This is a genomic window from Streptomyces sp. NPDC091282, from assembly GCF_044757385.1.
Lineage (GTDB): Bacteria > Actinomycetota > Actinomycetes > Streptomycetales > Streptomycetaceae > Streptomyces > Streptomyces gramineus.
Genome location: NZ_JBIVUX010000003.1, coordinates 1014891 through 1041661, shown reverse-complemented (window position 1 = coordinate 1041661; position 26771 = coordinate 1014891). Strand labels below are relative to the sequence as shown.

At 72.2% G+C, this 26771-nt stretch carries 25 protein-coding genes; 13 read left to right on the top strand and 12 right to left on the bottom strand.

Annotation, left to right across the window (positions count from 1 at the left end; all coding sequences use genetic code 11):
- The 3 genes from ACIQOE_RS18710 to ACIQOE_RS18700 all read left to right on the top strand — a co-directional run bounded on the left by ACIQOE_RS18710 (position 1) and on the right by ACIQOE_RS18700 (position 2014).
- Complete coding sequence (locus ACIQOE_RS18710) at positions 1 to 651, top strand: AIM24 family protein (RefSeq protein WP_351322018.1); 651 nt, start codon at positions 1 to 3, stop codon at positions 649 to 651.
- Positions 648 to 1445 carry an AIM24 family protein gene (locus tag ACIQOE_RS18705; protein WP_401412424.1) on the top strand — a complete coding sequence of 266 codons (798 nt, stop codon included), beginning with the start codon at positions 648 to 650 and terminating at the stop codon, positions 1443 to 1445. Before ACIQOE_RS18710 ends, ACIQOE_RS18705 begins: the two co-directional genes overlap by 4 nt.
- Positions 1446 to 1537: 92 nt before the next feature.
- The gene (locus ACIQOE_RS18700; protein ID WP_351322014.1) at positions 1538 to 2014 is read left to right on the top strand and encodes a MarR family transcriptional regulator; all 477 of its coding nucleotides are present in this window, start codon (positions 1538 to 1540) and stop codon (positions 2012 to 2014) included.
- A gap of 66 nt (positions 2015 to 2080) precedes the next feature.
- On the opposite strand, the gene ACIQOE_RS18695 is transcribed toward ACIQOE_RS18700, so the two are convergent.
- From ACIQOE_RS18695 to ACIQOE_RS18685, 3 genes are all read right to left on the bottom strand, one after another.
- Positions 2081 to 3283, bottom strand: a complete 1203-nt coding sequence (locus tag ACIQOE_RS18695) for an MFS transporter (RefSeq protein WP_401412422.1) — start codon at positions 3281 to 3283, stop codon at positions 2081 to 2083.
- 153 nt (positions 3284 to 3436) lie between these two features.
- Positions 3437 to 4393, bottom strand: coding sequence for a methylmalonyl Co-A mutase-associated GTPase MeaB (gene meaB, locus ACIQOE_RS18690; RefSeq protein WP_401412420.1), 957 nt, complete (start codon positions 4391 to 4393; stop codon positions 3437 to 3439).
- Between the two features lie 39 nt (positions 4394 to 4432).
- Positions 4433 to 5638 (bottom strand): acetyl-CoA C-acetyltransferase, encoded by a 1206-nt coding sequence (locus ACIQOE_RS18685; protein WP_362175727.1) that lies wholly within the window; start codon positions 5636 to 5638, stop codon positions 4433 to 4435.
- A 149-nt stretch (positions 5639 to 5787) separates the two neighbouring features.
- Here ACIQOE_RS18685 and mce point away from each other — a divergent pair, with 149 nt between their 5' ends.
- From mce to ACIQOE_RS18650, 7 genes are all read left to right on the top strand, one after another.
- Positions 5788 to 6228, top strand: a complete 441-nt coding sequence (mce, locus tag ACIQOE_RS18680) for a methylmalonyl-CoA epimerase (protein ID WP_401412417.1) — start codon at positions 5788 to 5790, stop codon at positions 6226 to 6228.
- A 222-nt stretch (positions 6229 to 6450) separates the two neighbouring features.
- Entirely contained in the window at positions 6451 to 10299 is a 3849-nt protein-coding gene (scy, locus tag ACIQOE_RS18675) for a polarized growth protein Scy (RefSeq protein WP_401412415.1), read from the top strand.
- A gap of 195 nt (positions 10300 to 10494) precedes the next feature.
- A complete protein-coding gene (locus tag ACIQOE_RS18670; protein ID WP_351322001.1) occupies positions 10495 to 11430 on the top strand; it encodes a cellulose-binding protein in 936 nt (311 codons plus the stop codon).
- Positions 11431 to 11604: 174 nt separating this feature from the next.
- Positions 11605 to 12561, top strand: a complete 957-nt coding sequence (locus ACIQOE_RS18665) for an ABC transporter ATP-binding protein (RefSeq protein ID WP_401412412.1) — start codon at positions 11605 to 11607, stop codon at positions 12559 to 12561.
- Positions 12561 to 13337 (top strand): ABC transporter permease, encoded by a 777-nt coding sequence (locus tag ACIQOE_RS18660; RefSeq protein ID WP_351936877.1) that lies wholly within the window; start codon positions 12561 to 12563, stop codon positions 13335 to 13337. Before ACIQOE_RS18665 ends, ACIQOE_RS18660 begins: the two co-directional genes overlap by 1 nt.
- 120 nt (positions 13338 to 13457) lie before the next feature.
- Positions 13458 to 14678, top strand: coding sequence for an ABC transporter ATP-binding protein (locus ACIQOE_RS18655; RefSeq protein WP_365556422.1), 1221 nt, complete (start codon positions 13458 to 13460; stop codon positions 14676 to 14678).
- Positions 14675 to 15556 carry an ABC transporter permease gene (locus ACIQOE_RS18650; protein WP_351321993.1) on the top strand — a complete coding sequence of 294 codons (882 nt, stop codon included), beginning with the start codon at positions 14675 to 14677 and terminating at the stop codon, positions 15554 to 15556. Before ACIQOE_RS18655 ends, ACIQOE_RS18650 begins: the two co-directional genes overlap by 4 nt.
- Before the next feature lie 13 nt (positions 15557 to 15569).
- On the opposite strand, the gene ACIQOE_RS18645 is transcribed toward ACIQOE_RS18650, so the two are convergent.
- Positions 15570 to 15911 carry an ATP/GTP-binding protein gene (locus ACIQOE_RS18645; RefSeq protein WP_362645317.1) on the bottom strand — a complete coding sequence of 114 codons (342 nt, stop codon included), beginning with the start codon at positions 15909 to 15911 and terminating at the stop codon, positions 15570 to 15572.
- A gap of 222 nt (positions 15912 to 16133) precedes the next feature.
- Here ACIQOE_RS18645 and ACIQOE_RS18640 point away from each other — a divergent pair, with 222 nt between their 5' ends.
- Positions 16134 to 17162, top strand: coding sequence for an LLM class flavin-dependent oxidoreductase (locus tag ACIQOE_RS18640; protein WP_365556425.1), 1029 nt, complete (start codon positions 16134 to 16136; stop codon positions 17160 to 17162).
- 106 nt (positions 17163 to 17268) lie between these two features.
- Here ACIQOE_RS18640 and ACIQOE_RS18635 read toward each other — a convergent pair whose 3' ends face one another.
- Positions 17269 to 17661, bottom strand: coding sequence for an SCO5389 family protein (locus ACIQOE_RS18635; protein WP_351321987.1), 393 nt, complete (start codon positions 17659 to 17661; stop codon positions 17269 to 17271).
- A 338-nt stretch (positions 17662 to 17999) separates the two neighbouring features.
- On the opposite strand from ACIQOE_RS18635, the gene nucS reads away from it, so the two are divergent.
- Complete coding sequence (gene nucS / locus ACIQOE_RS18630) at positions 18000 to 18671, top strand: endonuclease NucS (protein ID WP_351321985.1); 672 nt, start codon at positions 18000 to 18002, stop codon at positions 18669 to 18671.
- Between the two features lie 81 nt (positions 18672 to 18752).
- Here nucS and ACIQOE_RS18625 read toward each other — a convergent pair whose 3' ends face one another.
- The 3 genes from ACIQOE_RS18625 to ACIQOE_RS18615 form a co-directional block, all read right to left on the bottom strand.
- The gene (locus tag ACIQOE_RS18625) at positions 18753 to 21272 is read right to left on the bottom strand and encodes an ATP-binding protein (RefSeq protein ID WP_401412408.1); all 2520 of its coding nucleotides are present in this window, start codon (positions 21270 to 21272) and stop codon (positions 18753 to 18755) included.
- Between the two features lie 320 nt (positions 21273 to 21592).
- The gene (locus ACIQOE_RS18620) at positions 21593 to 21916 is read right to left on the bottom strand and encodes an STAS domain-containing protein (protein WP_007499006.1); all 324 of its coding nucleotides are present in this window, start codon (positions 21914 to 21916) and stop codon (positions 21593 to 21595) included.
- A 161-nt stretch (positions 21917 to 22077) separates the two neighbouring features.
- Positions 22078 to 22926 carry a 3-hydroxyacyl-CoA dehydrogenase family protein gene (locus ACIQOE_RS18615; protein WP_351321981.1) on the bottom strand — a complete coding sequence of 283 codons (849 nt, stop codon included), beginning with the start codon at positions 22924 to 22926 and terminating at the stop codon, positions 22078 to 22080.
- Between the two features lie 281 nt (positions 22927 to 23207).
- On the opposite strand from ACIQOE_RS18615, the gene ACIQOE_RS18610 reads away from it, so the two are divergent.
- Positions 23208 to 23780 (top strand): cob(I)yrinic acid a,c-diamide adenosyltransferase, encoded by a 573-nt coding sequence (locus ACIQOE_RS18610; protein ID WP_351936886.1) that lies wholly within the window; start codon positions 23208 to 23210, stop codon positions 23778 to 23780.
- A 32-nt stretch (positions 23781 to 23812) separates the two neighbouring features.
- On the opposite strand, the gene ACIQOE_RS18605 is transcribed toward ACIQOE_RS18610, so the two are convergent.
- The 4 genes from ACIQOE_RS18605 to ACIQOE_RS18590 are packed head-to-tail and all read right to left on the bottom strand — an operon-like array spanning position 23813 to position 26624.
- Positions 23813 to 24013: a hypothetical protein gene (locus tag ACIQOE_RS18605; RefSeq protein WP_351936887.1), complete on the bottom strand. Its 201-nt coding sequence runs from the start codon at positions 24011 to 24013 to the stop codon at positions 23813 to 23815.
- Entirely contained in the window at positions 24013 to 24414 is a 402-nt protein-coding gene (locus ACIQOE_RS18600) for a hypothetical protein (RefSeq protein WP_365556430.1), read from the bottom strand. Before ACIQOE_RS18600 ends, ACIQOE_RS18605 begins: the two co-directional genes overlap by 1 nt.
- Before the next feature lie 51 nt (positions 24415 to 24465).
- On the bottom strand, positions 24466 to 25932 hold the full coding sequence (locus ACIQOE_RS18595) for a HAMP domain-containing sensor histidine kinase (protein WP_365556432.1): 1467 nt from the start codon (positions 25930 to 25932) through the stop codon (positions 24466 to 24468).
- Complete coding sequence (locus ACIQOE_RS18590) at positions 25929 to 26624, bottom strand: response regulator transcription factor (RefSeq protein ID WP_365556434.1); 696 nt, start codon at positions 26622 to 26624, stop codon at positions 25929 to 25931. Before ACIQOE_RS18590 ends, ACIQOE_RS18595 begins: the two co-directional genes overlap by 4 nt.
- Positions 26625 to 26771: the final 147 nt, after the last annotated feature.

Below are 26771 nucleotides of genomic sequence, written 5' to 3'. Positions count from 1 at the left end.
ATGGCCCTGCGCGAGGTGAACTCCAAGATGGTCGAGGCGACCGTCGTGCCCGGACAGCGGCTGTACAGCCAGCGCGGGGCGATGCTCGCCTACAAGGGCGAGGTCTCCTTCACGCCCAACATCCAGGGTGGCCAGGGCGGAGTGATGTCCATGATCGGCCGCCGGGTCGCGGGCGAGGCCACTCCGCTGATGACCGTCGAGGGCAGCGGCACGGTCTTCTTCGGGCACGGCGGCCACCACGTCCAGGTCATCACCCTCTCCGGCGACACCCTCTACGTCGAGGCGGACCGGCTGCTCGCCTTCGAGGGGACGCTCCAGCAGGGCACGATGTTCATGGGCTCCCAGGGCGGCGTGATGGGCCTGGTGCGCGGCCAGGTCACCGGCCAGGGCCTGTTCACGACCACCCTCACGGGCCGCGGCGCGGTCGCCGTGATGGCCCACGGCGGCGTCTTCGAGATCCCGGTCACCCCGCAGCGCCCGGTCCACGTCGACCCGCAGGCCTACGTCGCCCACCACGGCGACATCCGCAACAAGCTGTCGGCCGCGCTCGGCTGGCGGGAGATGGTGGGCCGCGGCTCCGGCGAGGCGTTCCAGCTGGAGCTCAGCGGGAACGGCACGGTGTACGTCCAGGCGTCGGAGGAGAAGCTGTGAGCGCATACGGTGCCGCCGGGCCGGTGGTGCACGACCCCATGACCCTTCCCGTCGACGACAACGTGAACAAGTACACCTTCTGCGTGGAGCTCAAGAGCAGCCAGTGGTTCCTGCAGAAGGGGAAGATGATCGCCTACTACGGCTCGATCGACTTCAACGGCGTCGGACACGGCCGTCTGGACCGCCTGGTGCGCACTTCCTTCCATTCGCCTCTGCACGCGAGCGACTGGGTGGTGGCGGAGGGCTCGGGCAAGATGCTCCTCGCCGACCGGGCCTTCGACGTGAATTCGTACGATCTGGACGAGGGCAACCTGACCATTCGCTCTGGCAACCTGCTCGCTTTTCAGCCAAGTCTCGCGCTCAAACAGTCGATCGTGCCGGGTTTTCTGACCCTTATCGGAACCGGGAAGTTTGTGGCCGCGTCCAACGGTCCGGTGGTGTTCATGGAACCCCCGATCCGGGTGGATCCGCAGGCACTCGTGGGATGGGCCGACTGCCCCTCCCCGTGCCACCACTACGACCACGGGTACATGACCGGGGTCATGGGCGGTCTACGTGCGATGACGGGCCTCGGCGGGGCCTCCGGGGAGGAGCACCAGTTCGAGTTCGTGGGGGCCGGCACGGTCCTGCTCCAGTCCACCGAGACGCTGATGGCGGAGCAGGCCACGGGAGCGGTTCCACAGGAGCCCGGAGTACCCGGCGCGAGCGGGCCTTTCACAGGTCGTTCACAGCCGCAGGGGGCACCGCGCCTTCCCGGACAGCTGGGAGACCTGCAACGTCGCTTCGGGCTGTGAGCGGTAGTCTGCGGAGTGTGACATCGAACGCGTGCGCGCAGTCACACCACCCTCACTAGTTCGCCTTTCAACATTTTAGGTAGACTTCATACATGGAGACCGAGACGGCCACGCGCTGGCTGACCGATGCGGAGCAGTGCGCCTGGCGCACCCACCTGGAGGTCAACAGGCTGTTGACGTACCAGCTCGAAAAGGATCTGCAGCCGTTCGGCTTGACCATGAACGACTACGAGATCCTGGTGAATCTGTCCGAGTCCGAGGACTACCGGCTGCGGATGAGCGACCTCGCGGCGGCGACGCTCCAGTCCAAGAGCCGGCTCTCGCACCAGATCACCCGTATGGAGAACGCGAACCTGGTACGCCGCGAGAACTGCGAGTCCGACCGCCGCGGACTGTTCGCCGTGCTCACCGAGCACGGCATGGAGATGATGAAGAAGGTGGCGCCACATCATGTCGCCTCCGTGCGGCGGCACTTCATCGACCTGCTGTCGCCGGAGGCACTGATAGAGCTCGACAAGGGCCTCAAGCCGATCGCCGAACACCTGCGCGGCCAACGCGGCCGCCCGTAGGGGCGAACGGCACCTGACGGCGGCGGACGAGGGTTCAGGTCTCGTCCGCCGCCCCCTTTCCGGGGTCTATGACCTGTCCACCGCGCGCACCAGCACGGCGCAGACCAGGGCCACGGCTCCCGCCAGGGCGAAGCAGAGTCCCACCGGCAGGTGCCCGAGCGCCAGTCCCGCGCCCACCGCGCCGACCGAACTTCCGGCGTTCACGGCCGCGTTCACCCACGCCCCGGCCCGGTTGCGCGCGGACTCGGCCGCCGACTCGTCGGCCAGCAGGTACGCGGTGGTCAGGGCCGGTGCCACGAAGACACCCGCCACCGTCAGCGCCAGGACGAGCGTCCAGACGCCGGTGGCCGCGCCGGCGAGCGCCAGGGCCGCCCCGAGGGCCGCCGTCAGCCGGGCGAGCCGTCCGGCGGCCGGGCGGCGCCACTCCACCGCCCCGTGCAGCAGCCCGCCCGCCGCACTGCCCACCGAGAGCGCCCCCAGGATCCAGGGGACCGCCTGCGCGCCGTACGACCGCTGTCCGGCGAAGGCCGTCACCAGCAGGTCGGCACCGCTCAGCGCGAGGCCCAGACCGGCTGCCGCGGCCACCGGAGCCGCCGGAAAGGCTCCACCGGCGGCACCGCCGGACGCCCGCTTCCCGGGGGTCACACCGCGCACCGCGGGTGAGGTCACGAACGCGCAGGTGCCGGCCGCCATGAGCAGCGCGCTCAGCAGCAGTCCGGCCGGCGGCGGCCCGAAGCGCAGCAGCAGCCCGACGAGCGCCGGGCCGGACACGAAGAGCAGTTCCTCGGCGACCCCGTCCAGGCTGTAGGCCCGCCGCCGCAGCGCCGGGTCCTCGACGAGGCGGCCCCACGCGGCCCGCATGGCGGGACCGAGCGGCGGCGCGACACAGCCGGCGAGGGCGGCGGCCGCGAGCAGCGCCGGCGGGGCTCCCGGGTGCCAGGTCAGGGCCGCCAGCAGGCAGAGCACGGCGCTGTAGGCGGCGGCCATGGGCGGCAGCGCGCGCCGCGGGCCGTACCGGTCCACCAGGGCCGCCCGGACCGGCATCAGGACGACGGCCGAGCCGCCGAACACTGCCATCACCACCCCGGACCAGGCGTACGAGCCGGCCGCCCGGGTCACGGAGAGCAGGACGGACAGGGAGACGGTGCCGTAGGCGAGGCGGGCCGCGAGGGCGGCGAGGAAGGTGCGGCGCGCGTGCGGGACGCGCAGAACGGCGGCGTAGGAGGGCCGCGGGATGGACGAAGGGCGCGACGGGGTCAGCGCGGACATGGATGGGTTCCTCGTGGCGGAGGCGGAAGGGGGGCACCTGGGCGCGCCACGGCACGGAGTGGTCACGTGCCGGTGGCGGCGCCGGGTGCGCTCCTACGCCAGGGAGAGGAACATGCCGGTCAAGTTAGCAGCGGCCGCGGGGCGCGGCCACGGTCATTTCTCCGTCAGCCCCGCCACCAGTTCGTCCGCGGCTCGGTAGGGGTCCAGTTCGCCGGTGACGATGCGTTCCGCGAGCGCGCCGATCTGGCGGTCGCCGTGCAGGTCGCCGATGCGTGCGCGCAGGGCCGTCACGGCGATGGTCTCGACCTCGCGGGCGGCGCGGGCCAGCCGGCGTTCGGCCAGGACGCCCCGCTCCTCCATCCAGGCGCGGTGCTTCTCCAGGGCCTCGACCAGTTCGTCGATGCCCTCGGCGCGGGCGGCGACGGTCCTGACGATGGGCGGGCGCCAGTCGCCGGGGCCGCGGGACTCGCCGAGCCCGAGCATGTGGTTCAGCTCGCGGGCGGTGGCGTCGGCGCCGTCCCGGTCGGCCTTGTTGACCACGTACACGTCGCCGATCTCCAGGATCCCGGCCTTGGCCGCCTGGATGCCGTCGCCCATCCCCGGAGCCAGCAGGACGACGGAGGTGTCCGCCTGGGAGGCGATCTCCACCTCCGACTGGCCGACGCCGACCGTCTCGACGATGACGACGTCGCAGCCCGCCGCGTCCAGGACCCGGATCGCCTGCGGGGCGGCCCAGGCGAGACCGCCGAGGTGGCCCCGGGTGGCCATGGAGCGGATGTAGACGCCGGGGTCCGAGGCGTGGTCGGACATCCGGACGCGGTCGCCGAGCAGGGCGCCCCCGGAGAACGGCGAGGAGGGGTCGACGGCCAGCACGCCGACCCGTTTGCCCTGTTTGCGATAGGCGGTCACCAGGGCCGAGGTCGAGGTGGACTTGCCGACCCCGGGAGAGCCGGTCAGGCCGACGACGTACGCGTTGCCCGTCAGCGGCGCGAGGGCCGCCATGACCTCCCTGAGCTGCGGGGACGCCCCCTCCACCAGTGAGATCAGCCGGGCCACCGCACGCGGCCGGCCCTCCCTGGCCTGGGCCACCAGTGAGGAGACGTCCTGCATCACAGCTCCGTTCGCTTCCGTTCGCTCAGAGAAAGGTGCTCAGGCCTTCGGTACCCGCACGATCAGCGCGTCACCCTGGCCGCCGCCACCGCACAGGGCGGCCGCGCCGACGCCGCCGCCGCGCCGCCTGAGCTCCAGCGCGAGGTGCAGCACGAGGCGGGCGCCGGACATGCCGATGGGGTGGCCGAGCGCGATGGCACCGCCGTTGACGTTCACCGTTTCGGTGGACACCCCGAGGTCCTTCATTGACTGGACGGCGACCGCCGCGAAGGCCTCGTTGATCTCGATGAGGTCCAGGTCGCCGACGCCCAGGCCCTCCTTCTTCAGGGCGTGCCGGATGGCGTTGGAGGGCTGCGACTGCAGGGAGTTGTCCGGTCCCGCGACGTTGCCGTGGGCGCCGATCTCCGCGAGCCACTCCAGGCCCAGTTCCTCTGCCTTGGCCTTGCTCATCACGACCACGGCGGCCGCGCCGTCGGAGATCTGCGAGGAGGAGCCGGCGGTGATCGTGCCGTCGCGGGTGAAGGCCGGGCGGAGGCGGCCGAGGGACTCGGCCGTGGTGTCGCCGCGGATGCCCTCGTCCTTGCTGAAGACGACCGGCTCGCCCTTGCGCTGCGGGATCTCCACCGGGGTGATCTCGGCCTCGAAGACGCCGTTCTTCTGCGCGGCGGCGGCCCGCTGGTGGGACAGGGCGGCGACGGCGTCCTGCTCCTCGCGGCCGAGGCCGAGGCGGGTGTTGTGCTTCTCGGTCGACTCGCCCATCGGGATGTTCTCCCAGGCGTCGGTCAGGCCGTCGTACGCCATCGCGTCGAGCATCTCGATGGAGCCGTACTTGAAGCCCTCGCGGGACTTGGGGAGCAGGTGCGGGGCGTTGGTCATGGACTCCTGGCCGCCCGCGACCACGATGTCGAACTCGCCGGCGCGGATCAGCTGGTCGGCCAGGGCGATGGCGTCGAGGCCGGAGAGGCAGACCTTGTTGATCGTGAGCGCCGGGACGCTCATCGGGATGCCGGCCTTCACCGCGGCCTGGCGGGCCGGGATCTGGCCCGCGCCGGCCTGGAGCACCTGCCCCATGATCACGTACTGGACCTGGTCGCCGCCGATCCCGGCGCGGTCGAGGGCGGCCTTGATCGCGAAGCCGCCCAGGTCGGCTCCGGAGAAGGACTTCAGCGAGCCCAGCAGCCGTCCCATGGGCGTGCGCGCGCCCGCGACGATCACTGAGGTGGTTCCGGCGGTTCCAGAAGTCATGAGCTGCGAATCCCCTTACCGGCTGCACTGCCGAGGAGTGAACGAGGGTTTACTTCGAATGTATTGCGTGGCACTCCGTGCCGTCATCGGGCCGTCAGTGTGATCGCTGGCACGTTGCGTAACCATCGCGGTGGCGCTGCACTGAATCCATGCTGACGCGAATCGACCACATCGGGATCGCCTGCCACGACCTCGACACGACCGTCGAGTTCTACCGGGCCACGTACGGCTTCGAGGTGTTCCACACCGAGGTCAACGAGGAGCAGGGCGTGCGGGAGGCCATGCTCAAGATCAACGAGACGTCCGACGGAGGCGCCTGCTACCTGCAGCTTCTGGAGCCGACCCGGGAGGACTCGGCGGTCGGCAAGTGGCTCGCGAAGAACGGCGAGGGGGTGCACCACATCGCCTTCGGTACGGCCGATGTCGACGGTGACGCCGCGGACATCCGTGACAAGGGCGTACGCGTTCTGTACGAGGAGCCACGGACCGGCTCCATGGGGTCGCGGATCACCTTCCTGCATCCGAAGGATTGCCACGGTGTACTGACAGAACTGGTCACTTCGGCGGCTGTTGAGTCACCTGAGCACTGACCCTCGTACATATGGGCCGGTAGGGTTGGGGGCGGTCGTCCCTTCGCACGTTCGCAGGGCCGGGGCGGCCGCATGCCGGGGTCCGGGTTTCGGGGGACGAGCGTCGGGGCAGCAGCCCGTGCTCCGCCGTTGATCTGACACCATTCCCCGGGAGCCCCGTTCGGCGGATGAACGGAGCTCGTTCGGAGAAGGTTGCGACCAGGGGACGGATGGGACCGCGCAGTGCGGGGCTACGAGAGCCAGGAGCGAGAGCCGGCGGCTGACGTCGACCACCTCTCTCGGTTCGAGGCCGAGATGAAGCGGCTGAAGACCGAGCGGGAAAAGGCGATCCAGCATGCCGAGGACCTCGGCTACCAGGTCGAGGTGCTGCGCGCCAAGTTGCACGAGGCGCGGCGCACCATCATGTCCCGGCCCGCTTTCGACGGCGGTGACATCGGCTACCACGCCGAGCAGCTGCTGCGGAACGCCCAGGTGCAGGCCGACCAGATCCGCCAGGAGGCGGAGCGGGTGGCCGCGGAGGCGCGGGCACAGACCCAGCGCATCCTCCAGGAGCACGCCGAGCAGGCCGCGCGGCTCCAGGCCGAGCTGCACCAGGAGGCGGTGACCCGCCGCCAGCAGCTGGACCAGGAGCTGGCCGAGCGCCGGCAGACCGTCGAGTCGCACGTCAACGAGAACGTGGCGTGGGCCGAGCAGCTGCGGGCCCGGACCGAGTCCCAGGCCCGCCGGCTGCTCGACGAGTCGCGGACCGAGGCCGAGCAGGCCATGGCGACCGCCCGCGCCGAGGCCGAGCGGCTGGCCACCGAGGCCCGCCAGCGGGTGACCAGCGACGCCGAGGCGGCCCGCGCGGAGGCCGAGCAGTTGCTGCTGCGCGCCCGCCGGGACGCCGAGCGGCTGCTGAACGCCGCGTCCACGCAGGCCCAGGAGGCCACCGACCACGCCGAGCAGCTGCGCACGTCGACCGCGACGGAGTCGGACACCGCCCGCCGGCAGGCCGGTGAGCTGAGCCGGGCCGCCGAGCAGCGGATGGCCGAGGCCGAGGAGGCGCTGCGCAAGGCGCAGTCCGAGGCCGAGAAGCTGGTCACCGAGGCCGAGGCGAACGCCACGAAGGCCCTCTCCAGCGCCGAGGCCACCAACACTCAGCGCACCCAGACCGCCAAGGAGCAGGTCGCCCGGCTGGTCAGCGAGGCCACCAAGGAGGCCGAGGCCACCAAGGCGAGCGCCGAGCAGGTCGTCGCGGACGCGCGCGCCGAGGCCGAGAAGATCATCGCGGAGGCCTCCGAGAAGGCCCGCACCCTGACCGCCGAGGAGAGCGCCTCCCAGCTGTCGAAGGCCGCCAAGACCGCCGAGGACGTCCTGAACAAGGCGGCCGAGGAGGCCAAGCGCACCACGAAGGCCGCCGCCGAGGAGGCCGAGCGGATCCGCACCGAGGCGGAGACCGAGGCGGACCGGCTGCGGGCCGAGGCGCACGACATCGCCGAACAGCTCAAGGGCACGGCCAAGGACGACACCAAGGAGTACCGCGCCAAGACGGTCGAGCTGCAGGAGGAGGCCCGCAGGCTGCGCGGCGAGGCCGAGCAGCTGCGTTCGGAGGCGGTCGCCGAGGGCGAGTCGATCCGCGCCGAGGCCCGCCGCGAGGCCGTGCAGAAGATCGAGGAGGGCGCCAGGTCCGCCGAGGAGCTGCTGGCCAAGGCCAAGGCCGACGCGGACGAGCTGCGGCAGTCCGCCACCACGGACAGCGAGAAGGTCCGCACCGAGGCCATCGAGCGCGCCACCACGCTGCGCCGGCAGGCCGAGGAGACGCTGGAGCGCACCCGTCAGGAGGCCGACCGGCACCGCACCGAGGTGCAGGAGCAGTCCGATGCCCTCAAGGAGGACGCCGAGCGGGCCGCGCGGGAGCTGCGCGAGGAGACCGAGCGGGGCGTGGAGTCCCGGCGCGCGGAGGCCGCCGAGGAGCTGACCCGGCTGCACACCGAGGCCGAGGAGCGGTTCGCCGGCGCGGAGCAGGCGCTCGCCGAGGCCCGCGAGGAGGCGGGCCGGATCCGCCGCGAGGCGGGCGAGGAGACCGACCGGCTGCGGTCCGAGGCGGCCGAACGCATCCGCGCGCTCCAGCAGCAGGCCGAGACGGAGGCCCAGCGGCTGCGTGACGAGGCCGCGTCCGACGCGTCCGCGTCCCGCGCCGAGGGCGAGTCCGTCGCCGTACGGCTGCGGTCCGAGGCGGCGGCCGAGGCGGAGCGGCTCAAGCAGGAGGCCCAGGACACCGCCGACCGGGTCCGCGCCGAGGCGCAGGCGGCGGCCGAACGGCTGTCCACCGAGGCGTCCGAGACGCTGGCCGCCGCGCAGGAGGAGGCGACCCGGCGGCGCCGGGAGGCCGAGGAACTGCTCGGTTCGGCCCGCCAGGAGGCCGACCAGGAGCGTGAGCGGGCCCGCGAGCAGAGCGAGGACCTGCTGGCCCAGGCGCGCAACCGGGTCGAGGAGGCGCAGGCCGAGGCCGTACGGCTGGTCGAGGAGGCGGAGCGGCGGGCCACCGAGATGGTGTCGGCCGCCGAGCTCCACGCCCAGCAGGTGCGGGACTCGGTGTCCGGGCTGCACGAGCAGGCCCAGGAGGAGATCGCCGGGCTGCGTTCGGCCGCCGAGCACGCCGCGGACCGCGCGCGCCGGGAGGCCGAGGAGGAGGCGGACCGGGTCCGCGCGGACGCCTACGCCGAGCGCGAGCGGGCCGGCGAGGACGCCGGCCGGATCCGCCGCGAGGCCGCCGAGGCGTCACAGGCCGCGGAGGCGCTGGCCGAGCGGACCGTGACCGACGCCGTGACGGAGGCGGAGCGGCTGCGGACCGAGACGGCCGCGCACGCCCAGCGGGTGCGCACCGAGGCCTCCGACACCACCGCGCAGGCCGAGCAGGACGCCACCCGCGCGCGGGCCGAGGCGAGGGAGGACGCCAACCGGATCCGTTCGGACGCGGCCACCCAGGCCGACACCCTCATCACCGAGGCCCGCAACGAGGCCGAGCGGCTGCAGAACGAGACCGTCAGCGAGGCCGACCGCGTCCGCGCGGACGCCATCGCCAAGGCGGAGAAGCTGATCGCGGACGCCTCCGCGGACGCGGAGCGGCTGCGGGCCGAGGCCGCCGAGACGGTCGGCTCCGCCCAGCTGCACGCCGAGCGGACCCGGGTCGACGCCGAGCGGCTCAAGGCCGACGCGGAGGCGGCGGTCGAGCGGCTGCTCAACTCGTCCCGCGAGGAGGCCGAGCGGACGCTCGACGAGGCCCGCAAGGACGCCAACAAGCGGCGTCAGGACGTGGCCGAGCAGGTCGACACGCTCATCAACGAGACGGCCGCGGAGGCCGACAAGCTGCTCACCGAGGCGCAGCAGCAGGCGCACCAGACCACCGCCGACGCCGAGGCGCAGGCCGACAGCATGGTGGGCGCGTCCCGCAAGGAGGCCGACCGGCTGGTGGCCGAGGCCACGGTCGAGGGCAACTCGCTGGTCGAGAAGGCCCGCACGGACGCGGACGAACTCCTCGTGGGCGCCCGCCGGGACGCCACCGCCATAAGGGAGCGGGCGGAGGAGCTGCGCGACCGCATCACCGGCGAGATCGAGGAGCTGCACGAGCGGGCCCGCCGCGAGGCCGCCGAGACCATGAAGTCCACCGGCGACCGCTGTGACGCGCTCATCAAGGCCGCCGAGGAGCAGCTGTCCAAGGCCCAGGCCAAGGCGAAGGACCTGGTGTCGGAGGCCAACTCGGAGGCGGGCAAGGTGCGGATCGCCGCCGTCAAGAAGGCGGAGGGGCTGCTCAAGGAGGCCGAGCAGAAGAAGGCCGCGCTGGTCCGCGAGGCCGAGGAGCTGAAGGCCGAGGCGGTCCGCGAGGCCCGGGCCACGGTCGACGCCGGCAAGCGCGAGCTGGAGATCCTGGAGCGCCGCCGGGAGAACATCAACGGTGAGATCTCGCGTGTCCAGGACGTCCTGGAGGCCTTGGAGTCCTTCGAGACCCCCGGGGCCGGCAAGGACGGCGGAGTCAAGGCGGGCACCAGCGTGGGGGCCCCCCGATCGGGTGGCAAGTCGTCAGAAGGTTAGAGGTCTGTGTCGATTCTGTAGTCTTCTGGGGCTTTTGACCGAACATTTGACAGAGCCTTTGGCAAGCGATCTCACAGCTAGCCACCCAAAAGGGGTGTCATTCTCCAGATCAAACACGTATCCGCTCGATGACACACCGCTTCGGCCCCTAGGATTCCACCTATCACCTCACCGGTCTCACTCGACAGGAACCCCATGAGCGACACTTCCCCCTACGGCTTCGAGCTTGTGCGGCGTGGGTACGACCGCGCTCAGGTGGACGAACGGATCTCCAAGCTCGTCTCCGACCGTGACAGCGCTCTCGCCCGCATCACCGCTCTGGAAAAGCGCATCGAGGAGCTCCACCTCGAGACGCAGAACGCCCAGGCCCAGGTAACCGACGCAGAGCCGTCGTACGCCGGCCTCGGCGCGCGTGTCGAGAAGATCCTTCGCCTCGCCGAGGAAGAGGCCAAGGACCTGCGCGAGGAGGCCCGCCGGGCTGCCGAGCAGCACCGCGAGCTCGCCGAGTCGGCGGCCCAGCAGGTGCGCAACGACGCAGAATCGTTCGCTGCGGAGCGCAAGGCGAAGTCCGAGGACGAGGGCGTCCGGATCGTCGAGAAGGCCAAGAGCGACGCGTCGCAGCTGCGTTCCGAGGCCCAGAAGGACGCGCAGTCCAAGCGTGAGGAGGCGGACGCGCTCTTCGAGGAGACCCGCGCGAAGGCCGCCCAGGCCGCCGCCGACTTCGAGACGAACCTCGCCAAGCGGCGTGAGCAGTCCGAGCGCGACCTGGCCTCGCGTCAGCAGAAGGCCGAGAAGCGTCTCGCCGAGATCGAGCACCGGGCGGAGCAGCTGCGCCTGGAGGCGGAGAAGCTGCGCACCGACGCGGAGCGCCGTGCGCGTCAGACCGTCGAGACGGCTCAGCGTCAGGCCGAGGACATCGTCGCGGACGCGAACGCCAAGGCCGACCGGATCCGCTCGGAGTCCGAGCGTGAGCTGGCCGCGCTGACCAACCGCCGCGACAGCATCAACGCCCAGCTGACCAACGTCCGCGAGATGCTGGCCACGCTGACGGGGGCTGCGGTCGCCGCCGCGAGCAGCCCGGTGGAGGACGAGCCGGTCACCCGCGGGGTCCCGGCGCAGCAGTCCCGGTAAGCGTTAGCGACATCAAAGGCCCGCGTCCCCCTCGGGGATGCGGGCCTTCGTCGTGCGGCTGCCGGCGGTCCGTGGTTGCTCGCGCAGTTCCCCGCGCCCCTGAAGGGGCGCGGCACCGCGCGTGAGCCGGTCGCTCAGGTGGCAGCCCCTGGGGCCCGGTCATAGCGTGGCCGCATGATCGAGCTGGAGGGACTGACCAAGCGTTACGGCGACACGACCGCGGTCGACGATCTCACCTTCGCCGTGCGGCCCGGCATCGTGACCGGATTCCTCGGGCCCAACGGCGCCGGGAAGTCCACCACCATGCGGATGATCCTCGGACTCGACCATCCCACGGCCGGCCACGTGCGGATCGACGGCAAGCGGTACGAGCAGCTCAAGGACCCGCTGACGTACATGGGGGCGCTGCTGGACGCGAAGGCCGTGCACGGCGGGCGCAGCGCCTTCAACCACCTGCTGTGCCTCGCGCAGAGCAACGGGATCGCGAAGACCAGGGTGGCCGAGGTCCTGGACACCGTCGGGCTGACCGCGGTGGCACGGAAGAAGGCCAAGGGGTTCTCGCTGGGCATGGGGCAGCGGCTCGGGATCGCCGGGGCGCTGCTCGGCGACCCGCGGATCCTGATGTTCGACGAGCCGGTGAACGGGCTCGACCCGGAAGGGATCCACTGGATCCGGACCCTGATGAAGACGCTGGCCGCCCAGGGGCGGACCGTGTTCGTCTCCTCACACCTGATGAGCGAGATGGCGCTGACCGCCGACCACCTCGTCGTCATCGGGCAGGGGCGGCTGCTCGCCGACACCTCGATGGCGGACTTCATCCGCACGAACTCGCGGTCGTACGTCCGGATCCGCTCCCCCCAGCACGAGCGGCTGCTCGACGTGCTGCACGGCGCCGGGATCACCGTCGTGGAGACGGGCACCGGGGCGCTGGAGGTGGAGGGCGCGAAGGCCGAGCCGATCGGGGAGCTGGCCGCGCAGCACGGCATCGTGCTGCACGAGCTGAGCATCCAGCAGGCGTCGTTGGAGGAGGCGTTCATGCAGTTGACGGCGGAGTCCGTGGAGTACCACGCGCGCACCGACCCGGCCCCGGTGCCGCGGTCCTGGGGTGCCGGCTGGGACAAGGGGGCGTGATGGCGGTCGTCGCTCAGGTCGTGCGGTCCGAGTGGACCAAGATCCGGTCGGTCTCCTCGACCGTGTGGACGCTGTCGCTGGCCGTGGTCGTCAGCGTGGCGCTCGGCACGCTGCTGTCCGCGCTGGCGAACAGCCACTTCTCCGACATGCCCGCGCGGGAACGGGTCTCCTTCGACCCGACGAACATCAGCTTCGCCGGGCTGACCCTCGGACAGCTCGCGATGATCGTGTTCGGCGTGCTGGTGGTGTCGAACGAGTACAGCACCGGCATGATCCGCACCTCGCTGGCCGCCGTGCCGCAGCGCGCCACCTTCCTCTTCAGCAAGATCGCGGTGGCGGCCGGCCTGGCGCTGGCCGTCGGCCTGCTGACCAGCTTCGCCGCGTTCTTCCTCGGGCAGGCGATGCTGGGCTCGCACCGGGCCCACCTCGGCGACACCGGCGTGCTGCGCGCGGTCATCGGCGGCGGGCTCTACATGACGCTCATCGCGGTGTTCTCCATGGGCGTGGCCACGATGCTGCGCTCGCCGCTGCTCTCCCTCGGCATCCTGATGCCGTTCTTCTTCCTGATCTCCAACATCCTCGGCAACGTCGACGCGACGAAGAAGATCGGCCGGTTCCTGCCGGACCAGGCGGGCAGCCACATCATGGAGGTGGTCCCGAGGGCCGGCGACGACGTCCCGTACGGGCCCTGGGGCGGCCTCGGGATCATGGGGCTGTGGGTGGTCGCCGCGCTCATCGGCGGGTACGCGCTGCTGAAGCGGCGGGATGCGCAGTGACCGGACCGATACGGACCGGCTTTGCCAGCTCTTGATGGGAACCGTCAGCGTCCCGATATCCTCCTAACCCTTACGGGGGCGTCTGCCCTGCTGTCCTGATCCTTTCGATGGGTGCGGAGCATGATCGAGGCTGTCGGCCTGACCAAGCGCTACGGCGACAAGACCGCCGTCTACAACCTTTCCTTCCAGGTACGGCCCGGCGCCGTCACCGGCTTCCTCGGGCCCAACGGCTCGGGCAAGTCGACGACCATGCGGATGATCCTGGGTCTGGACAACCCGACCGCCGGCTCGGTGACGATCGGCGGCTACCCCTACCGCCGGCTGCCCAACGCCGCCCGCCAGGTCGGCGCGCTGCTCGACGCGAAGGCGGTGCACGGCGGCCGCTCGGCCCGCAACCACCTGCTCTCCCTGGCCCAGCTGTCCGCCATCCCGGCCCGCCGGGTCGACGAGGTGCTCGGGGTCGTCGGTCTCCAGGACGTGGCCGGAAGACGCTCCAAGGGCTTCTCGCTCGGCATGGGCCAGCGCCTCGGCATCGCCGCCGCGCTGCTCGGCGACCCGCAGGTGCTGCTCTTCGACGAGCCGGTCAACGGCCTCGACCCGGAGGGCATCCTCTGGGTGCGCAACCTGATGAAGTCGCTCGCCGCGGAGGGCCGCACGGTCTTCGTCTCCTCCCACCTGATGAGCGAGATGGCGCTGACCGCCGACCACCTCATCGTCATCGGGCGCGGCCAGCTGCTCGCCGACATGAGCGTGACGGACTTCATCTCGGCCAACTCCGCCGACTTCGCGCGGGTCCGCACCCCGGACACCGAGCCGCAGCTGCGGGAGAAGCTCGGCTCGGCGCTGACCGAGGCCGGCGGCCATGTCCTGCCCGAGCAGGACGGGGCGCTGCGGGTGACCGGCCTGCCGCTGCCGCGGATCAGCGACCTCGCGCACGAGGCGGACGTCCGGCTGTGGGAGCTCTCGCCGCACCAGGCGTCGCTGGAGGAGGCGTACATGCGGATGACGCAGGGCGCCGTGGACTACCGCTCCACCGCCGACCAGAAGACCGGTTTCCAGCAGCCGCTGCCGCCCGGCGCGCAGCCGCCGATGCCGGTGCCGGGCCAGGGCCAGCCGGGCTGGTACGCCCCGCCGCCGCCCCACCAGGGCGGTACGCCGTTCGGGCAGCCGTACGGCGCGCAGGGGGCGCCCGCGGGCGCGTACGGCGCCCCTCAGGCCCCCTACGGGGCTCCGCAGGCCGCTCCCAACCCCTACGCGGCCCCGGCGCCCGCCGCTCCGGCCCAGCCCGCGCCCGCCGCTCCCGCCCCCGCCGACCTGACCAAGCCCGAGGACGCCCGATGAGCACCCACCAGCCCCCGATGCCGCAGGCAGCCCCGGCCGCGCCCGACCGGCAGCCGGCGCCCGGCGCTCCGTACTCCGGCTACACCTCGCCGATCCCGGTGGTGCGCACCCACCTCGGGCACGCCATCGCCTCCGAGTGGACCAAGATCCGTTCGGTGCGGTCGACGATCTGGACGATCGGCGTCTTCGTGCTCCTGGTGGTCGGCATCGGCCTGCTCGCCGGCGCGGTGGTGAGCAACTCGGCCTCGACCGACGACCTGTCCGGCGAGAGCGCGCTGTCGCTCGGCTTCTTCGGCCTGCTGCTGGGCAGCATGTGCATCATCACGCTGGGCGTGCTGACCACGGCCTCCGAGTACGGCACCGGCATGATCCGCACGACGATGGTGGCCTGCCCCTCCCGGGCGCGCGTGCTCGCGGCGAAGGCGATCGTCTTCTTCGGGGTGGCGTTCGTGATCACCCTCGCGACCAGCGCGTTCGTCGCCATGACGCAGGTGTCGATGCTGAGCGACGTGGCGCGGACGCCGACCGGCGCGGAATGGCTGAAGGGCACCGTCGGCGTCAGCCTCTACATCGCGCTGCTGGGCCTGCTCTCGCTGGTCATCGGCTCGATCATCCGGCACTCGGCCGGCGCCATCACCATCATGATCGGCGCGGTGCTCGCCCCGCTGGTGATCGCGCTGTTCATGTTCTCGCAGTCGCTGGAGAAGGTGCGCACCGCCCTGTTCGAGTACTCGATCCCGAACCAGCTGAGCGTCTTCTACTCCAACTCCCTGAGCGATTCCGGGCCTTCGGGCTGGGACCCGCTGTGGATCATCCTGCTCGCCACGGCCGTCGCCTTCGGCGCCGCCTACCTGCTGCTGGAGAAGCGGGACGTGTGAGTCCGCCCCCGCTCTAGAACTTCGGCGCGTTCCTGGACCGCTGCACCCGTGTGGTGCGGCGGTCCTTCGCGTTCCAGCAGGCCTTGTGCCAGTGCCGGCGCTCGTCGACGCCCGAGTGCTCCGGCCAGGCCACGACGTGCGGGACACCGGAGGGGATCACCTGGTCGCAGCCGGGGCAGCGGTAGGTCTTGCCGACCGCGCTGGCGCCCGCCACGTGCCGCACGCTCCACTCCTCGCCCTGCCAGCTCTCGCTGGACTGCCAGCCGCCGTAACGGTCCGAGGGGTCGTCCTCGGCGCTCCGTCCGGAGGAGGAGGCTCCGTTCGGGCCCTTGACTCGGTTGCGACGCGGGGACACGGGACACCTCTCGGGGCTATACAGGAAGCAAGGGCTGTGTCCAGCCTACGACGCACGCACGCGGGTACGCGTAGGGCACCAACCCCCACAAGTCCCCCGCCAGGGCGACCCATTCTCCAGACAATCCGCAAATCTCTTCGCCAGGCCGTGTCCTCGGCACGTGTCAGACGGTTATGCCGGGTGGGGGAGCTCCGGGTAGGAGCCAGGAAAGCAGGAAAAGCGATGCGCGTAGGAAGTTTTGTGCTGGCCGCCCAGTTCCCGGGCCAGGGCCAGGGGGAAGCGCTGCACCGGGCGGTGCGCACGGCGGAGGTGGCCGAGGAGGCCGGCCTGGACGCGGTCTGGCTGGCCGAACACCACTTCGTGCCGTACGGCACCTGCCCGTCCGCGGTGACGCTGGCGGCCCTGCTGCTGGGCCGCACCAGGCGCCTGCGGGTCGGCACGGCGGTGAGCGTACTGCCCACCGTCCATCCGGTGGCGCTCGGCGAACAGGCCGCGCTGCTGCACGTGACGAGCGGCGGCCGCTTCACGCTCGGCGTGGGCCGGGGCGGGCCGTGGGTGGATCTGGAGGTGTTCGGGGCCGGTCTCGACGCCTATGACCACGGCTTCCCGGAATCACTCGAACTGCTGATGCGGTGGCTGCGCGAGCCGGCCGTGTCGGCCTCCGGGCCGCGCTTCTCGTTCCGTGAAGTCCCGGTCGTACCACGCCCGTCGGAGGCGCTGACGGACACGCCGGGACCGGAGGTGGTGGTCGCCTGCACCTCTCCCGCGAGCGTCCGGCTGGCCGCCGAGCGAGGGCTGCCGATGCTGCTCGGGATGCACGTCGGGGACGAGGAGAAGGCCGAGATGGTCGCGCTGTGGCGGCAGCACGCGCGGACGGCCGGACGGCCCGCCGAGGAGATCCTCGGCGCGGCCCATGTCTCGGCCGGCGTCTGCCAGATCGCCGACCGGCGCACCGACGCCGTGGAGACGCTGACGAAGGCGATGCCGGGCTGGCTCAAGCAGGGCCTGGAGGCCCATGTGACGGTGGACGGCCGGTTCCGTTCCATGCGCGACCCGCTCGCCTACACCGAACTGCTCTGCGGACTGCACCCGGTGGGGACCCCGCGGCTGTGCGCCGACCGGCTCGCGGCGACCTCCGAACGGACCGGCATCTCCCGGTTCGCCCTGCTGACCGAGGGCTCGGGAGACCTGGCCGCCACGGAGGAGAACGTACGACGGCTGGGTGCCGAGGTACTGCCCCATCTCCGGTGACCTCACAGCCGTGCGGGGAGCTTGCCGCCCCAGTGACTTATTGCACCTCCCGCGTGTGGAGCGGCAAGCAAGCGGCTCACTGCGTCAGCAGTACAGGAGTTCCGCGTCAGCAGTCCCGGAGTTCCGGGGACTGGTTCAGCAGCTGGTTGCGTACGGACGTGAAGCGGGCCAGCGTCGCGTCCACCGAGGCGTCCAGCGGGAACACCGCTACTCGGTGGCAGTTCTGGAAGGCCAGCCGCACACCGAAGTGCCGCTGCAGGGCGCCGCGTATGGCGTCACTCGCGAGCGCACGCAGCAGCTGACCGCGTGCCTGCTCGTCCGGCGGGGGCGTCTGGTTGTCGGCGAACTCTCCGCCGTCCACCTTCAGCTGGGCCACCAGGGAGCTGATCATCTCCCATGCGTAGGGCAGGGAGGTCCGGACGCAGTCGACGAAATCTGCTTCGTCGACCTCGCCTCGCTCGGCCTGTTCGAGTAGGGCCGGTGAGACGTCGAGCGACATGGGTTCTCCTCTCGCACCCCCGGACAGCGGGGGTTGCCGGACAGGTAGGGGAGTTCGCGATACCGAACACGCTGAGTACACATACAGCGACCTCCCGTTCACTACGGTAGGCAACGGACGGTGACGCCACCAGGAGATTGCGTATATGCGACGGTCCCTTTAGGCACACAATCGGCCAGAGTTGAACAGGGGTGTGCAGGCGACTCGTCAGGACCGGTCGCGGACGCCTCCGGAAGGCCGGATCCAGGACGCGCGGGACAGCGGGTCGGAGCGGGCGGCGGCGGGAGACCGGTGGGCGAATCGCGTGGAGGGCGGGGCGTCGAGTAGCGTTGCCGACCATGCGTCTCGTCATCGCCCGGTGCTCCGTCGACTACGCCGGCCGGCTCACCGCCCACCTTCCCTCGGCCCCCCGTCTGATCCTGGTCAAGGCGGACGGCAGCGTCTCGATCCACGCGGACGACCGCGCCTACAAGCCCCTCAACTGGATGTCGCCGCCGTGCACCCTCAAGGAGGGGACGGGCGACGAGGCAGGCGTGTGGACCGTCGTCAACAAGGCCGGCGAGAAGCTCATCATCACGATGGAGGAGGTCCTGCACGACTCCTCGCACGAGCTGGGCGTGGATCCGGGCCTGATCAAGGACGGCGTGGAAGCGCACCTGCAGGAGCTGCTGGCCGACCGCATCGAGACGCTCGGCGAGGGCTACAGCCTCATCCGCCGCGAGTACATGACGGCGATCGGGCCGGTGGACATCCTGTGCCGGGACGCCGCCGGCGGGACCGTCGCCGTCGAGATCAAGCGCCGCGGCGAGATCGACGGCGTGGAACAGCTCACCCGCTACCTGGAGCTGCTGAACCGCGACCCCCATCTCGCGCCCGTGCGCGGGGTCTTCGCGGCCCAGGAGATCAAGCCCCAGGCCCGCGTCCTGGCCACCGACCGCGGCATCGGCTGCACGATCCTGGACTACGACGCGCTGCGCGGCCTGGAGGACGACAAGCTGCGGCTGTTCTGAGCGCCCGCGCCGGACAGGCCGCGGACACCGAACACGGCCGAGGGCCGGTCTCCGGGCGGGAGACCGGCCCTCGGCCGTGGTTCAGATGACCGTTCCGGCGGACGTTCCCGGGCTGACGGCCTCCGGCGCGCTCGACGTGACGAACGTCGGGGTGCCGGAGGTCGGACCGCTGGCCGAGTCGGTCGTGCTGGGCGTGCTCTCGCTCGGCGGCGGCGAGTCCGAGGGCGTGCCCGTCGGCGGCTCGGACGAGGGGCCCGAGGGCGGCGGGCTGCTCGGCGGCTTCGTGGGCGGGCTCGACGACGGCTTCGTCGGCTTCACCGACGGCTTGCCGGAGGTCTCCCCGCCGCCGGTGGAACTCTTCGTCCCCGACGGCGATTGCGACGGCGTCTTCGTGTCCGACGGCTGCGTCGGGTCGTCCGACGTGCCGAGCGTGCCGTCGGGCCCGGGATCCGTCGGCCTGGTCGACGTCATGCCGGTGTCGCCCGCGCCCGGCGACTGCTGGGGATCGGCGTCCAGACCGCCGTCGCCCGCGCCCACGCCCGCCGAGGGGTTGACGCTCACGTTGTCGGCCGGGTTGTCGGCGTTGTCGTGGGAGGTCATGCCGAGCCCCACCACCGTGCCGAGGACCCCGGTGAGCAGGACGCCCGCGCCCACCGCCACCAGGTTGCGGCGGGCCATCCGCATGATCCCGCCGCCGCCCTGGGCCGCCGCCGGATGCTCCGGGGCCCGGCGGGTGACCAGCGTGTCCGAGATCGGGGAGTGGACGGCCGGGAACGGCGTCGTGACACCGCCCGCTGGGGACGTCGACTCCTCCTGGCGCGCCTCGGAGACCTCGTCGCCCATCATCGCGGCGAGACCGGGAATGACCTCTCCCGAGAGGTCGGCGACCAGCGCCAGCGCGCGGCGGCCGGCCGTCGTGCCCCGCTTGTCGGAGAGCGCGCCGCGCAGGCCGATGGAGGCCTCCAGTTCGGCGCGGGCCCGGTCCAGCTGGTCGGCGCAGAGCGCGAGGACTCCCAATTCGTGATGGAAATAGGCTTGTTCACCTACCTCGCCGGAGAGCCGGGCGGCCTCCGCACCGGCGCGCAGCGCACGTTCCCAGGCACTCCAGCGCAGTCCGGCCGCGAACGCGGGCGCGGCCGTGCGGGCCAGCCCTGCCGCCGCGGACTCCTCGTCCCCGGCCGGCGGCACGGTGGCCGGGACCAGGACCGCCAGGGCGGCGAGGATCGCGTCCGCCTCGGCGCTCACCCGGTCCGGGGTGACCGAGGGGTGTCCGGCCCACCAGGTGTAGTGGTGGCCCGCGGCGAGGGCCTGGGCCTCGATGTCGTCGGCGTACCCGGCGGCCTCCAGCTGCTGCAGGACGCCCGCCGCGAGCCGGTAGCGGGAGCCGACCGGGGAGACCAGTCCGCAGCCCGCCAGTTCGCCGAGGGCGGCGTCCGCGTGGGTGTCGCCGACCAGGGCGGGCAGGTGGGCCTGGTGGGGGACCTCGCCGCCGAGGGCGACCGCGAGGCGCAGGGTGGCGCGGGCGGAGGCGCTGAGCCGGGCGGCGAGCAGCGGGGCGGGCGCGGCGGCCTCGCCGAGGGACGGCAGCGGGACCTCGTCGGCCGCCTCGGCGTCGAAGGACGCGTCGGCCGGCAGCTCGGGCAGGTCCGCCAGGTCGGAGGCGAAGACGCCGAACTCGTCGACGGCGTCGGTGCTGACCCGCAGCTGGTCGCGCTGGCGCAGCAGCGCACCGGCCTGGACGAACCGCAGCGGCAGTCCCTCCGACTCGAACCAGAGGTCGCCGGCCCAGTTGGCCTCCTCCTCGGTGAGCACCCGGCCGACCGCGCGTTCCAGGATGTCCACTCCCCCGGCCCGCTCCAGGCCGCTGAGGAAGACCTCCTCGACGGCCGAGTCGGCGGCGGGCGCCGGCACGTCCGGGGTGGCGCCGATCAGGAACGCGCACTCCGGGGTGGCGTCGACGAGTTCGTCGAGCCCCGCGCCGCCGAACTCGATGTCGTCGAGGACGACGACCGCGCCGATCTCCTGGACCAGGTCGAGGAGCTCCTCGTGGCCGGGGCGGTGCGCGGGGGCCTTGTAGACGGCGTGGAAGAGGTCGTGGAGCAGGTCCTCGGGCGTGCGGTGGAAGCCGTTGAGCCGGACCACGCCGTCGGGGGCGAGGTCCGAGCAGTCGTCGGCGACCAGGTCGAGGAGCGCGGTGCGGCCGGAGCCCGCGGGGCCGGTGAGGCGTACGGACCGGCCGCGGGCGAGGAGCCGTACCAGGCGTTCGCGGTCGTCCTGGCGCTCCAGGAGCGGCACCTCGGGGCGGGCCGGGCCCGGCGGCACCGGCGGCCGGGCGGCGCGCTCGTACTCGGCGCGCTCGGCGGCGGTGCGCTTCCGCGGCCGGGCGGGGCGTTCGGTCGGCGGGCAGGGTTCTATCTCGCTGCCGTCGACCGGGTTCACGGTCAGCAGGAAGTCGCCGGAGACCAGCCGTGCCGTGCGGACGAGCGGCGGCGTGCTCTGGCCGAAGTCGTTGGTGAGGGATTCCCTCGGCGGGCGCTGGCGCGGCGCATGGCCGTCGCCTTCCTGACCGTACGCCTCGGGTCCCGGGTTGATCGGGTCCATAGGTTCCTAGCCCCCCAAAAGCGTGGTGTGCCGTGAATGCGGGCCCCTCCCGGCCTGTTGCACACTGCGCTGTCGCTTCTGGTCCGGGCCCGCGCTCGAAGGGTGGCAAGGCAGCGGGCGACCGAACCCTAAACCTTCGCACAGTATCTACGACAGACCGGGGTACCGCGCCGTCCAAGACATCACGGTCTCGTGAGGATTGCGCCTGACATGCGCTTGTGCGCGGTCCGTCCGGGTCTCCCCCGCCGCCCGGTCCACGCCCTGTCCCACCCGTTCGCCGCCGCACACTCGGGTCCGGCCGCACCGCCCCTGTTCCGGTGTCACACCCGGGGCAGCGACTCCACCCCGATGCCCCCCTCGATCGCCAGGATCCGGTGCAGGCGGGTGGCCACCAGCAGGCGCTGCATCTGCGGCGGCACGTCGCGCAGTACCAGGCGGCGGCCGCAGCGGCCGGCCCGCCGGTGCGCCCCCATGATCACCCCGAGTCCGGTGGCGTCCCAGGAGTCCAGCTCGGACAGGTCCAGCACGAGATCGCCGACTCCGTCGTCGACGGCCGAGTGCAGGACCGTGCGGGCGTCCGCCGCGCTGCGTACGTCGAGGCGGCCCCCGACGACCAGCTCGGCGTGGTCGCCCCTGATGTGCATATGCGCTCCCCGAGAGTGCGTGCCCTACTCCGTGAAAAGTGATGTCCGGTGATGCAACCTCTGACTGCTTTCGACGGTCAGAGGTTGCCATCTGTAAGCGAACCGATACCGAATTCACCCCCGAGAGTGAAACTCCCGGGATGTGTGCGTTTCCGGAACGGTCAGTACGTGTAAAAGCCCTGCCCGCTCTTGCGTCCGATGTCACCGGCGTCAACCATCCGGCGCATCAGCTCCGGCGGCGCGAACTTCTCGTCCTGCGACTCGGTGTAGATGTTGCCGGTGGCGTGCAGCAGGATGTCGACGCCGGTGAGGTCCGCGGTGGCCAGCGGGCCCATGGCGTGGCCGAAGCCCAGCTTGCAGGCGAGGTCGATGTCCTCGGCGGTGGCGACGCCCGACTCGTACAGCTTGGTGGCCTCGACGACGAGCGCCGAGATCAGCCGGGTCGTCACGAAGCCGGCCACGTCGCGGTTGACGACGATGCAGGTCTTGCCGGTGGACTCCGCGAACTCCCGCGCGGTGGCGAGGGTTTCGTCGCTGGTCTTGTAGCCCCGGACCAGCTCGACGAGCTGCATCATCGGCACCGGCGAGAAGAAGTGGACGCCGACGACCCGCTCGGGGTGCTCGGTGGCCGCCGCGATCTTGGTGATCGGGATGGCGGAGGTGTTGGAGGCGAGCACGGCGTCCGGGCGCACGATCTTGTCGAGCGCGCGGAAGATCTCGTGCTTGACCTCCAGCTTCTCGAAGACGGCCTCGACGACGATGTCGGCGTCGGCGACCGCATCGAGGTCGGTGGTGGTCGTGATCCGGGCCAGGGCCGCGTCGGCGTCGTGCGCCTCCAGCTTCCCCTTGCTCACGAACTTGTCGTACGAGGCCTGGATGCCTCCGACGGCACGGTCCAGCGCCTCGTCCGTGACGTCCCGCAGGACGACGTCCCAGCCGGCCTGTGCGGCGACCTGGGCGATGCCGGAACCCATCAAGCCGGCACCGATGACGGCAAGTTTCCGTGCCACTCCGCTCCCCTTACACGCTGTTGAGGTATGCCTCTTGGGCGGGACCCTAGCGCTCGTGAGGGGCCGGGAAACCCGGTAAGTAATGCGTGTCACGGTCTCAGGGCGTGAGACAACCGTCACGTCCGGTCAGCCGTGCCCCACGGCGGGGTCCGTTCCCGGCCGGGTACGGGCCGGTGGGGCGACATCTCGGGGCACTTCACTCGCAGTCGGTCCCGCGACACCTCTCGTGACGGTGGGCACACGCGTGTTCCCGGCCGCCGCCGCGTAACTACGCTGGCCGTATGGTCAATCTGACGCGCATCTACACCAGGACCGGCGACCAGGGCTCCACCGCTCTCGGGGACATGAGCCGGGTCGCCAAGACCGATCTGCGGATCTCGGCGTACGCCGACGCCAACGAGGCGAACGCGGCCATCGGCACGGCGATCGCGCTGGGCGGGCTGGACGAGGAGGTCGTCACGGTGCTCACCCGGGTGCAGAACGACCTGTTCGACGTCGGCGCGGACCTGTGCACGCCCGTGGCCGAGAACCCGGAGTTCCCGCCGCTGCGGGTCGAGCAGTTCTACGTCGACAAGCTGGAGGCGGACTGCGACCGCTTCAACGAGCGTCTGGAGAAGCTCCGTTCGTTCATCCTGCCCGGCGGCACCCCCGGCGCGGCCCTGCTCCACCAGGCCTGCACGGTGGTGCGGCGGGCCGAGCGGTCGACGTGGGCCGCGCTGGAGGTGCACGGGGAGGTCATGAACCCGCTGACCGCGACCTACCTGAACCGGCTGTCGGACCTGCTGTTCATCCTGGCCCGGACGGCCAACAAGGACGTCGGGGACGTGCTGTGGGTGCCGGGCGGGGAGCGCTGAGTCCGCGCGGTCCCCGCCCGGCCCCGGGCCGCTCAGCGGCCGGTGTCGTCCTGGGCCGCGTCCTTGTCCGCCTGCGCGACCGCGGACTCGGCCGCGGCGACCTTCTGCTGCATCTCGGAGTAGCCCGAGGGGGTCGCGGGAGCCTGCTGCGCGCTCCCGCCCCCGCCGTGGCCGCAGCCGACGCAGAGCGCCGCCAGGAGGGCGACCGCGGCGGCCGCCGTGCGCGGACGCATCAACTCGCCCCCGCCTTGTCGTCCCGGCACCAGGTCCGGACGTCGGCCAGGTCGCTCTTCCGCTTCTGGAGCGTGGGGACCAGGGACTTGCGGAAGGTCAGCCGGTCCTGGAGGTAGGTCGCGACCTCGCTCTGCCCGGCGGTCTTCGCGTCGTCCACCCGCTTCTGCAGGCGGGCGATCGAACCGCGCCGGTCCGCGCCGGCGTTCAGCCGCTTCAGCGCGCGGTCGATGCGCCGGTCGATCTTCGGGGCCCGCTTGCACAGGGCCTGCGCGCCGTCGCCGGCCGGTGTGGCCGCCGGGGACGGCGTGCCGTCGGCCGCCGCCACGCCGGTGCCGGTCGCCAGCAGTGCCGTCGCGGCCAGCCCCACGAGGAGGGTGCGCCGCTTTCGTCGTACGTCCATGTCTGCCTCCGTTCCCCGGGCGGTCCCGTGGCCCGCCCGACGCGACGGAGGCTAGGGACCGTCTTTGGGGAAACTCTGTGACCGGTTTGTCCCGGCTGTGTGGATCAGCCAGTCGCGGTGTGCGGGCAGGTCGCCGCCGGTCCTGGGCATCCGTATCCGAAAGCGCGCGCCGGTGCCGTCCGGGCCGTCGGTGACCGTGGCCCCGCCCCCGTGCAGTGCCGCCTGCTGGGCGACCAGGGTGAGGCCGAGCCCCGAGCCGGTGCTGGCGGGTCCGCGCCGGAACCGTTCGAAGACCCGGCCCCGCTCCTCGGCCGGCACGCCGGGCCCGTGGTCGTCGACGGTGATCACGACCTCTGCCCCCGTGTCCCGCAGGCCGACCGCCACGCGCGCCCGGCCGTCCGCGTCCCGGCCGTGGGCCAGCGCGTTGGCCAGCAGGTTGTCGAAGAGCAGCCGCAGGCCCGGTTCCCAGCCGTGGACCGTGAGCCCGGCGGGCGCGTCGACGGTGATCAGCGCGTCCGGGGTGCGCCGCCTGGCCTCGGCCGCCGCCGCGTCGGCGACCTCGGTGAGGTCCACGGTCCGCAGTGCGTCCGCCTCCACCAGGTCGCCGCGCCCCAGTTCGCGGAGCATCACCAGCAGCCCGAGCAGCCGGGCGTGCTCGTGGCGCAGGTCGGTGACGACCTCGGTGCGGTCCGGCTCGGCGAGGCCGGGGTGCGCGGCGAGGATGTCGAGGTTGGTGCCCATGCTCATCAGCGGGGTGCGCAGTTCGTGGGCGGCGGCCGCGGAGAAGGAGCGGGCGGTGTCCAGGGCCTCGGCGGTGCGCGCGGTCTGTTCGTCGTAGCGGGCGAGGACCGTGTGGAGGGTGGCGGCCAGGTCGTCGACCTCGGTGACGCCGGACGGTTCGTGGCGCAGCCGGGTGGCGCTGGTGCGCGGGTCGAGACCGGCGGTACGGCGGCGGAGCCGGCGCAGCGGGCCGGTGGCGCCGGTGGCGACGGCCCAGGCGAGCAGGCCGGAGACGGGCGCGGCGAGCAGGGTGGTGGCGAGCACGCGGCGCCGGACGAGGCGGAGCTGGGCCTGGTCGGCGGCGTTGGGCGCGAACACCCACAGGGTGCCCGTGCCGCGGGCGGTGGTGAGCGGCCGGGCCAGGGCGCGCCAGCTGGTGGCGCCGTCCCGGACGGTGACCGGGGCAAGGGCCGCCCGGTCCGGCAGCCGGACCGAGGCGTCCGGCTGCGGGCCGCCGCTGAAGGTGCCGTCCGGCCCGACGACGCGGACGCCGACGTCCAGGGCCGAGCTGAACAGCTGCCGTTCCCTGGTGTCGGCCGCCTTGGGCCGGCCGCCCGCGCTGGCCCGCAGCAGGGCGCGGGCGTCCGGGGCCACGGCGGCGGCCCGGGAGCGGAGGTGGTCGTCCTCGGCGCGGTGCAGGTCGTGGTCGACGAGCCGGAGCAGCAGCCAGCCGGAGGCAAGCACCAGCAGCGGCACGGTCACCCCGACGGCGAGTCCGATGCGGGTGGAGAGCCTCATGCCTCCTCCCGCAGTACGAAGCCGACGCCGCGCACGGTGTGCACCAGCCGGGGCCGGCCGTCCGCCTCCAGTTTGCGGCGCAGGTAGCTGACGAAGGTGTCGACGGTGTCGGTGCGCACGTCGAAGTCGTAGCCCCACACCCGGTCCAGGAGCTGGTCCCGGGTCAGGACGAGGCCCGCGTTGCGGGCCAGCACCTCCAGGAGTTCGAACTCGCGGCGGGTCAGGTCCAGCGGCCGCCCGTCCCGGGCCGCGGTGCGGGCCGCCGGGTCGATCACCAGACCGGCCACCCGCAGCGTCTCCCGTCCGGTGGGCGGCCGGCGGCGCAGCAGGGCGTGCAGGCGCAGCACGAGTTCCTGCAGGGCGAACGGCTTGACCAGGTAGTCGTCGCCGCCCGCCTGGAGGCCGGCTATCCGGTCGGCGGTCTCGTCGAGCGCGGAGAGCATCAGGACGGGCAGGTCCCGGCCGTCGGCGCGGAGCCGTTCGCAGACCTCGATGCCGCTCATGCCGGGCATGGAGACGTCGAGGACGAGCACGTCCGGCGGGGCGTCCCGGATCTCGGCCAGGGCTCCCGGGCCGTCGTCCGCCGTGCGCACGGCGAAGCCGCTCAGCCGCAGGCCGCGTTCCAGGGAACGCCGGATTGCCGCGTCGTCGTCCACCACCAGCACGGCTCCCGGACGGTCCGCCTCGCCCATGCCCGCCTCCCTCGCTCGGTGCGGGCCAGCGTACGGTCCCGGTCCGCGCGGGCCGCCGGCCGGGCGGGCGGCGGCGACTTCACGCCCACTTCTCCAGGAGTGGTCCAGACCTATTGACCGGTGGTCCAGACCTTTCTATTCTCGCGG